The sequence below is a fragment of the Micromonospora sp. NPDC000207 genome (assembly GCF_040300925.1).
GTDB lineage: Bacteria > Actinomycetota > Actinomycetes > Mycobacteriales > Micromonosporaceae > Micromonospora.
The window spans coordinates 1-8665 of sequence record NZ_JBEPEQ010000169.1 but is presented as its reverse complement, the minus strand read 5'-3'; the positions used below and the strand labels follow the sequence as shown (position 1 = coordinate 8665).

At 74.5% G+C, this 8665-nt stretch carries 9 protein-coding genes; 2 read left to right on the top strand and 7 right to left on the bottom strand.

The annotated features are described in order from the left end of the window. Window positions 1-116 precede the first annotated feature (116 nt). A complete protein-coding gene (locus tag ABT336_RS25845) occupies window positions 117-653 on the bottom strand; it encodes a DUF4240 domain-containing protein (RefSeq protein ID WP_350899957.1) in 537 nt (178 codons plus the stop codon). Window positions 654-743: 90 nt separating this feature from the next. On the opposite strand from ABT336_RS25845, the gene ABT336_RS25840 reads away from it, so the two are divergent. Beyond that, window positions 744-1724 (top strand): phosphotransferase, encoded by a 981-nt coding sequence (locus tag ABT336_RS25840; RefSeq protein WP_350899955.1) that lies wholly within the window; start codon window positions 744-746, stop codon window positions 1722-1724. Between the two features lie 187 nt (window positions 1725-1911). Next, entirely contained in the window at window positions 1912-2178 is a 267-nt protein-coding gene (gene rpsT / locus ABT336_RS25835) for a 30S ribosomal protein S20 (RefSeq protein WP_350899953.1), read from the top strand. A gap of 129 nt (window positions 2179-2307) precedes the next feature. On the opposite strand, the gene ABT336_RS25830 is transcribed toward rpsT, so the two are convergent. From ABT336_RS25830 to ABT336_RS25805, 6 genes are all read right to left on the bottom strand, one after another. Continuing rightward, entirely contained in the window at window positions 2308-2769 is a 462-nt protein-coding gene (locus ABT336_RS25830; RefSeq protein WP_350899951.1) for a hypothetical protein, read from the bottom strand. Next, complete coding sequence (gene holA / locus ABT336_RS25825) at window positions 2766-3752, bottom strand: DNA polymerase III subunit delta (RefSeq protein WP_350899949.1); 987 nt, start codon at window positions 3750-3752, stop codon at window positions 2766-2768. Before holA ends, ABT336_RS25830 begins: the two co-directional genes overlap by 4 nt. A 111-nt stretch (window positions 3753-3863) precedes the next feature. Beyond that, window positions 3864-6233, bottom strand: a complete 2370-nt coding sequence (locus tag ABT336_RS25820; protein ID WP_350899947.1) for a ComEC/Rec2 family competence protein — start codon at window positions 6231-6233, stop codon at window positions 3864-3866. Further along, entirely contained in the window at window positions 6230-7114 is an 885-nt protein-coding gene (locus tag ABT336_RS25815; RefSeq protein WP_350899945.1) for a ComEA family DNA-binding protein, read from the bottom strand. Before ABT336_RS25815 ends, ABT336_RS25820 begins: the two co-directional genes overlap by 4 nt. Window positions 7115-7218: 104 nt before the next feature. Beyond that, window positions 7219-8112 (bottom strand): DegV family protein, encoded by an 894-nt coding sequence (locus ABT336_RS25810; RefSeq protein WP_350899944.1) that lies wholly within the window; start codon window positions 8110-8112, stop codon window positions 7219-7221. Between the two features lie 81 nt (window positions 8113-8193). Then, window positions 8194-8665 (bottom strand): histidine phosphatase family protein (locus ABT336_RS25805; protein ID WP_350899942.1); only part of this gene is annotated, 472 nt, incomplete at its 5' end.

Sequence of the window (8665 nt, the reverse complement as noted above, 5' to 3'; positions counted from 1 at the left end):
GTGGTTTGCTGTTGTGCTTTTGTGTGCTGGGCGGTTCTACCCCCCCCCCCCCCCCGCCCTGCCGGGGGGGGGGGGGGGGGGCGCCCCCCCCCCCCCCCCCCCCCGCCGGTCGGCGGTCACTCCGCAGGCGGCTCGACGAAGAGCGCGGCCAGCTTCGGCAGCCGGCGGCGGGCCTCCTCCTCGTCGTCGAAGTCCCAGAACTCGTTGAGGTCGGGCACCGGCACGGGGTCCGGGTCCGTCGGCATGTCGGTGGCGGTGGCCTTCAGGTACGCGTCCCAGGGCGCCCCGAGCATCGACTCGCACTCGAACTCCTCCCCGCTGAGCGCGGCGGCCCGGACCTGCGGCAGCTCGGCCAGGGAGTCCGGTTCGCCGACGGCCCGGGCGAAGACCGACCGCCCCTGGGTCATCAGCCAGCCCCGGAAGTACTCGAAGCCGTCGTCCGAGGCACCCCCGTTGATCATGTACGCCGCACCCCACAGGTCGACCCGGTAGGAGGCGGCGAGCACCCGCTTCTGGTGGTGGGCGTACCCGACGATCTCCTCCGGGGTCCGGGCGGCGAGCCGGGCGAGGACACCCGCCGCCACCGCCTCGGCCTCCCCACCGGCCGCCGCGTGCGCCTCGTCGATCAGCTGCCAGAAGTCGTCGGTCCTCATGGGGTGGCAGTCTGACAGAACCCTCCGACAGGCTCCCCCGCCACGCGGTGTCGACGAGCCCGACGTCGTGGTTGGGCGCACCATGGACCGGTGCCACCCACCTCCTCGGTCCCGCCGTACGCCGCGACCGGTCCCCGTCCGCCCTGGTCGGCGCTGCCGGTGGCGCTGCGCGAGGCGATCGGTGTCCGACTCGGTTCCCCGGTGGTCGAGGCCCGTACCGCCGAGGGGGGCTTCACCACTGGTTTCGCCGGGCTGCTCACCACCGCCGCCGGTGACCGGGTCTTCGTCAAGGCCGCCGACCAGGTCGGCGACCGGCACGTCGCCACCGGGTACGCCCGGGAGGCCGACCTCGCCGCCCGGCTCCCGTCCGGGCTGCCGGTGCCCCGGCCGCGCTGGACCCTCCAGGCGGCCGGGTGGTACGCGGTCTGCCTGGTCGCCGTGGACGGCAGGTCCCCCCGACAGCCCTGGGATCCGGCCGAACTTAGCACCACCCTCGACGGGTACGCCTCGGTCGCCGCCGCCCTCGCCGCACCACCTGCCGAGTTGACCGGGCTGGGTCTGCCGCACCTGGCCGACCTGGCCCGGGAGGACATCCTCTGGTGGGCCGAGGTGGCCGCCGGCCGGGAGCCGATGCCCCGGTCGCCCGCCCTGACCCGGGGCCGCCTGGCCGACCTGGTGGCCCTGGAGTCCCGGCTCCCCGGGTACGCCGCCGGGGCCACCGGCCTGATCCACGGCGATCTCCGCCCGGACAACGTCCTGCTCGGGGCGGACGGTCGGGTCTGGTTCGCCGACTGGGCCTGGCTCTGTCACGGCCCCGCCTGGTTCGACCTGGTGACCCTCCTGCTCAGCGCGTACGCCGCAGGGCTGGACGCCGACGCCCTCTTCGCCACCCATCCGGCGGCGGTCGGGGCCGCCCCGGACGCCCTGGACGTCACCCTCGCCGCGCTGGCCGGATACTTCCTCACCGGGGCCGACGCCCTGCCGCAGACCGCCCCGCCCGGCCTGGTGGCGCACAAACGACGCAGCGGCGAGCAGGCCCTCGGCTGGCTGACGGCCCGGCAGGGCTGGTAGTCGGCTTGGGGACGGCCCCGGGAACACCGGGTGGGCAGGGTCGGTCGGGGAGACCCGAGGAGGTCACCGCCGAGCCGTTTTGGCTCGTCCGGGGCGACCTGGTAGCCTGACCATTCGCGCAGCGATGACGCATGCTCGTCGCGCGCAGCAAACAGACCAACCCGAGCTATCAAGACGAGGCTGTCGCGTGGCGAACATCAAGTCCCAGATCAAGCGCAACCGGCAGAACGAGAAGCGCCGGTTGCGGAACAAGTCGGTCAAGTCGTCGCTGAAGACCGCCATTCGCAGGTTCCACGAGGCCGCGGAGACCGGTGACGTCGAGAAGGCCAACACCCTCTTGCGCGACGCCTCGCGCAAGCTGGACAAGGCCGTCAGCAAGGGCGTGATCCACGCCAACCAGGCCGCGAACCGCAAGTCCGCGATCGCGAAGCGCGTGGAGTCGCTCGCCGCCTGATTCGGCGGCTCGACCACAGACCCGACCGAGTCCCCGAGGAGCCCGTCTCCCGGGGATTTTCGGCGTCCACGGATCTTGCTGCTCTCCCGAGGCGAGACCGCCGGACCGGGTCGATTCCGCCGGGAACTGTTACCGGTCCGGGTGGCTCTCCGCCGTCGGTTGCTGTGGGCCGTGGGTGATCCGCCGCTGCTCGTCGGTGCGGGTCGTCTCGGCCCCGACCACGACGCCGGGCACCACTCTGGGAGAGCAGTCGACCCGGATCCGGCCCACCACCGGCTGCATCTGTCGACGGAACCGGTCCCGCTCCTGCTCGGGAACGAGCGCCGCCGACCGGACCACCGCCTCGGCCACCATGTCGTTGAGCTTGACCATCAACGCCACAGCGGCGGGCAGGATCAGCACCGACCACCAGTCGACCAGCTCGGCGAGGGTCAGGAGGGCGGCGAGAGCGACAGCGCCCTCGAAGAACAGGAAACAGAGCACGCCACCCGGGTTGACGAACCGCAGTCCGAGCAGCCGGGCGTAAAGGGGCCGGAGCCGCTCCTCGTCGGCGGGAGTGGCGGTCCAGGTCGTACGGGTGGCCTCGCTCATCTGGCTCCGTCCTGCCGGGCGGCGGCGACCGCGAAGACCGCCCGTTCCAGCGCGTACGCCCGATCGTCAGCGCCACCCTTGACGGCCGAGTTCGCCTCGGCGGCGGCCTGCATCGCCAGGACCAGCCCCTCGGGCGTCCACCCCCGGCTCTGCCGCTGCGCCCGCTCGATCTTCCACGCCGGCATACCCAGGCTGCTCGCCAGCTGGTACGGGTTACCCCGCCCGGCGGAGGCCACCCGGGCGACGGTTCGCACCCCGTCGGCGAGGGCGTCGGCGATCGGCACCGGGTCGACCCCGACGTGCAGTGCCCAGCGCAGCGCCTCCAACGCGGCGGGCACGTCACCGATCATCACGGCGTCGGCCACTGTGAATCCACTCACCTCGGCCCGCCCCCGGTAGTACCGGGAGACCGTCTCCACCCCGATCGTGCCGTCGGTGTCGGCCATCAGCTGGGCGCAGGCGGCGGCGAGTTCCCGTAGGTCGTTGCCGACGGCACCGATCAGGGTCTCGGCGGCCTCCGGCAGGCACCGGCCACCGGCCCGGCGGATCTCCTCCCGCACGAAGGCCACCCGCTCCCGGTCGCCCTTGACCCCCTTGAGCTTCGCGGCGGGCACTACCGTCGCACCGGCGGAGCGCAGACCGTCGGCGAAGGACTTCCCCTTGGCCCCCCCGAGGTGCTGCACCACGAGCTGGACCTCGGGATCGGGGTTCTTCGCGTACGCCAACAGGGCGGTGGCCAGGTCCTTGCGGGCGTCCTGACCGGCTCGGAGGATGAGCAGCCGGCGACCACCGAACAACGACGGGCTGAGCATCTCGGCGATCTCGCCGGGGGTGAGCACACCGGCCTGGTACTCCCGGACGTCCACGTCGGGGTCGACGTCGCGGGCCGACGCGACAGCTTCGGAGACGGCGCGCGTGGCGAGCAGCTCCTCGTCGCCGAGTACGAGCAGAATGGGAGCGGGACTGGCGGTCACGCCGCCCATATTCGCACGCCCGACGGGTGGGTCGACCCTGCTCGTCGGGTCGACCACGGTGGACCCCGCACTCAGCGCAAATCCAGACATTTGACTCGACTGACTATTAAAGCCCGCAAGTCATGACTGCTCCCGGGCGTCCGGTCCCCGTGCCACCACCGCCATCCCGCCCCGCCCCACCACCGCCACGTCCCCGTCGGTGTCGGTCCGCATCACCCGAGCCCCACCCCGCCCGAGCCGGGTGAGCACCACGGGGCTGGGATGGCCGTAGTCGTTGCCCGCCCCCACCGGCACCAGCGCCACCCTCGGATCGACAGCGTCCAGGAAGGCCGGTTCCTGGTAGGCCGAGCCGTGGTGGGCGACCTTCAACACGTCGGCCCGGAGCCCGCCCGGGGGTGGACGCTCCAGGAGGGCCCGCTGCACCTCGGTCTCGGCGTCCCCGACCAGCAGGATGCTCACCCCGGACACCACGGCCCGCAGGACCACCGAGTTGTTGTTCGGGTCCGACCGGGTGCCGCGCATCGGGTACGGCGGACCGATCACCGTCAACTCCACCGCCCCGGCCCGCCAGGTCCAACCCGTCGTCGCCTGTTGCGTCCCCACCCCGCCCACCGCCGCCCGGACCAGTTCCCGGCCCGACGCCGGCTCCGGCCACGCCGGGGTACGGACGGCGTGGACCCGGCGGTTGCGGAAGACCCCGCTGACCCCTGCGGTGTGGTCGACGTGGAAGTGACTGACGACCAGCAGGGCCACCTCCCGTACGCCGAGTCGGCGCAGACAGCCGTCGACAGCCCGGGGATCCGGGCCGGCGTCGACCACCACCGCCTGCCCGGGGGCGACCGGCAACACCAGGGCATCCCCCTGCCCCACCTCGCAGGCCACCACCACCCAGCCCGGCGGGGGCCACCCACCGGGCACCAGCCGGACCGGCAGGGTTCCCACGACCACCGCCACCGTCGACACCGCCACCAGTCGACGCAGCACCGGCCGCCGGAGGGCGACCAGCAGAGCCACCGTCAGGACCGCCAGGAGCAGGCCCCCGGCCAGCCCGCCGAGCCAGGGCAGGTTCCCCCCGGGCAGGCGTGCCCCGTACCGGGCCACCACCACCATCCACCAGGCGGGCCAACCCGCCAGCCCGGCGGCGAACTGCGCCCCCGCCGGCCAGACCGGAGAGACGATCGCGGCCACCACCCCGAGGACGGTGGCCGGTGCGATGGCCGGCACCACGAGCAGGTTCGCCGGCACGGCCACCAGGCTCACCGTGCCGGACAACCCGGCCACCACCGGCCCGCAGGCCAGTTGCGCCGCCGCCGGCACCGCGAGCGCCTCGGCCAGCCCGCCCGGCACCCCCCGACGACGCAACCCGTCCCGCCACCGCGGGGCGAGCAGCAGGAGCCCGCCGGTGGCCAGCACGGAGAGCGCGAACCCGGCGTCCCCGGCCAGCTCGGGATCGACCACCACCAGGACCGTCACCGCCGCCGCCAGAGCGGGCAACGCCGCCCGGGGCCGTCCCGCAGCGAGCGCGGCCAGCCCGATCGCTCCCATCGTGGCGGCGCGGACCACACTCGGTGAGGGGCGGACCAGTATCACGAAGCCGATCAGGGCGACCGCGCAGAGCCCGGTGGCCAGGACCGGACCGGCCCGACTCCACCGGGCCAGCAACAGCACCGCACCGACGACGATCGCCACGTTGGATCCGGAGACCGCGTTCAGGTGGGTCATGCCGGTGGCGCGGAAGTCCTCCTCGACGGTGGGCAGCAACCGGCTGGTGTCCCCGACCACCAGGCCGGGCAACAGTCCACCCGGCTCGTCCGGCAACGGCTCACAGGCCCGTTGCAGCCCGGCACGCAGGACACCGGCGGCGCGTTGCAGCCACGGAGGCGGCCCGTGTGCCCGCTGGGGCGGCCCGGTAACCATCACCACCGCCGCCGTCAGGTCGCCACCCCGGGGTTCGGCCAGCCGCCCCTCGGCGGTCACCCGCTGCCCCGGCAGCAACCCTCGCCACCCGTCCTCGGGGACCAGCAGCACCAGCCGGGCCGCAGCCCTCACCCGCCTGTCGTCCGGACCGGTCATCGTGACGAGTTCGGCTGCCACCAGCAGGGTCACCGGCCGTCCGGGAACGCGGCGGACCGGACGGGGATCGTCGCGGACGGTCAGCTCGACCGTGACCCGGGCCCGCTCGTCGACCAGGGACCGGATCGCCTCGGCGTCGCGGACCCCGAGTCGGGCGGCGGTGGCGGTCCCCCCACAGAGCACGCCGAGCAGGATCCCGACGCTGATCCACCCGTACCGGCGCATCGACCGCCCCGGCCGCCCGAGGACCCCGGTGAGGTGCAGCGCGGTGACAGTGGCCAGCCCCGCCGCCGCCCCGGCGACGAGCAGCATCGTCGTCGCGGTGAGGTGGAGCCCGGCCAGGGCGGTCAACCAGGCGGCCACCGCCAGCCCGGCCAGCCGAAGGTCCGGCACCGCCGGATCGGCCGGGCCGCTCACACCGTCACCAGTTCCTTGAGCTGCTCGTACCGGGCGTCCCCGATCCCGTCGACCTGACGCAGGTCGCCGACCGAACGGAATCCGCCGTGCTGCTCCCGGTGGGCGAGGATCCGTTGGGCGAGCACCGGACCGACCCCGGGCAACGCGTCGAGCTCGGCGAGGGTGGCGGTGTTCAGGTTGACCGGGGCACCGGGCGCGCCGACCGCCCCGCCGGGCAGGGCGGCACCGCCGGGCTGACCGGCGACCCCCGGTGGCACCGGCTGGCCCGGGGACGGCACGACCCCGACCAGGAGCAGTTCCCCGTCGGTGACCTTGCGAGCCGGGTTGAGCAGGGCAAGGTCCACCCCCGGAAGGGCGCCACCGGCCGCCGACACCACGTCGGCGACCCGGGATCCGACGGGCACCCGGACCAGGCCGGGACGGCGTACCTTGCCGGCGACAGCGACGACAAGCTCACCGCCGGTCGTCCCCTGCGCTGCGACCTCCTGGGACTCCTCGGGCACCGCCGCGCTCACCACCGGCTGCACCGGCTCGGCCTCGGGTCGGGACCGCCAGGTCCAGAACCCGGCACCGAGCACCACCAGGACGGCGACGACGGCCAGCGCGCGGACGCCACGTCGGCCCGGGTCGAAGGCGTCCGGTCCGGGCAGTCGCGCAGCGGGCGGCACCGGCGGCGGGTCGTCGGAGTCCGGATCGCCCTGCTGGTCGGCCGGCCGGCGCGTCGCCGGCCCGCGCACCGGTGCCGCCGGGTCGTCAACCTCCCACCGCCGGGTGTCGGCGACCCGGCGGTGGTGGTGGTCCGGTGGGTCCGACGGCTCCCGTACGGGATCGAACAGTCGCCACAGACGCCGGTGCGTACGGGTGTCCTCGTCGTCGGTCACGCCGGCGACGCTAGGTATCCCTGGCGGATTCGGCGGGCCGGACGGTCGCCGGCTGTGGACGACCGGCCCGCTGTGGACAACCGCCTGATCATGCCGGTTCTGTGCTAGGGCTCGGGTACGGGCAGCTCAGCCGCCTCGTCGGTCGGTGCCGCCAGCCGAAGGACGGCCACCCCGACCATCCCCGGTCCGGCGTGCGCGGCGAGCACCGCCCCCGCCTCACCGAGGTACGCGTGACGCACCCGGTCGCCGAGGCGGGCCCTGAGCGCGTCGAGCAGCACCCCGGCCCGGTGTGCTGCGGCGAGGTGCTGCACGGCGACGTCCACATCGTCGTCGCCGGCCGCCTCGGCCACCAACTCGACGAGTCGGGTCACTCCCCGGCTGCCGGTACGTACCTTGTCCCGGACCGCGATCGTCCCGTCGACGAGGTGCATGATCGGCTTCACAGACAGGGCGGTGCCCAGCAGCGCCTCGGCGGCGTTGATCCGCCCACCCCGGCGGAGGAACTCCAGGGTGTCGACGTAGAAGAAGCTGGTGGTCCGCTGCACGGCGGTCAGGGCGGCCCGGCGTACCCCGGTCGGGTCGGCGCCCCTCTCGGCGGCGACGGCGGCAGCCAGCACCGGGAAGCCCAGGCCCATGCCGGTGGAGCGACAGTCGGCCACGACGACCCGCTTCGGGTCCACCTCGGCGGCGGCGAGCCGGGCCGCCTCGACGGTGCCGGAGAGCCCGGCCGACAGGTGCAGCGACACCACGGCGTCCGCCCCGGCGTCGAGCAGGTCCCGGTAGGTCCGGGCGAACTGTTCCGGCGACGGCCGGGAGGTGCTGACCGACACCCGGCGGGCGCTGAGGGCCCGGACGGCGTCGGCGGGGAACGTCTCGACGCCCTCCAGCCCTTCGGCGCCGTTGAGCACCACGGTCAGCGGCACGACGGTGATCCGGTGGGCCTCGACCAGTTCGGGCGGGAGGCAGGCGGTGGAGTCGGTGACGACCGCGACGGGCATGACCGGCACGCTAGTCGATGCGGCGACGGCCCGCCGGGGGGCGGCCGACCCGGGAGCAGGGGGTCGGCCGCGACTGTCGACTCAGACGGCTTCGGCGGGGACCGTCGCGTTGATCGACCCGACGTTGTGGGCCCGCAGGTGCCACCCCCGCAGGTCGTTTCGACGCAGCTCGCTCCAGTGGCAGTTCTGCAGGGAGCCCATCGCCCGTAGCACCACGTGGTCCCAGCCGAGCAGGTGACCACACCCCTGCCGGGCGGCGGCACCGTGGGTGGCGACCACGATCGTGCCGCCGGGCACCGCGTCGGCCGCCTCCCGGAGCGCCGCGCCGACCCGCGCGCCGAGGTCGTCGAGGCTCTCCACCTCGGCCCCCGGGTCGGGGTCGGGGTCGGCGGCCCGCCAACGGGCGTACCCGTCGGGGTGGTGTTCGGCCAGCTCGCTCAGGAGCAGCCCCTGCCACCGGCCGAAGCACCGCTCGCGCAGCCGGGCGTCGGCGCGAACCGGCAGCCCGGTGAGGGCGGCGAGGGCGTCGGCGGTGTCGGCGGCGCGGCTGAGG

Excerpts from the sequence above, each read along its gene's own strand:
- ABT336_RS25845 (WP_350899957.1), bottom strand. The coding sequence starts at position 653 with ATGAGGACCGACGACTTCTGGCAGCTGATCGACGAGGCGCACGCGGCG.
- ABT336_RS25830 (WP_350899951.1), bottom strand. The coding sequence starts at position 2,769 with ATGAGCGAGGCCACCCGTACGACCTGGACCGCCACTCCCGCCGACGAG.
- holA (WP_350899949.1), bottom strand. The coding sequence starts at position 3,752 with ATGGGCGGCGTGACCGCCAGTCCCGCTCCCATTCTGCTCGTACTCGGC.
- ABT336_RS25810 (WP_350899944.1), bottom strand. The coding sequence starts at position 8,112 with ATGCCCGTCGCGGTCGTCACCGACTCCACCGCCTGCCTCCCGCCCGAA.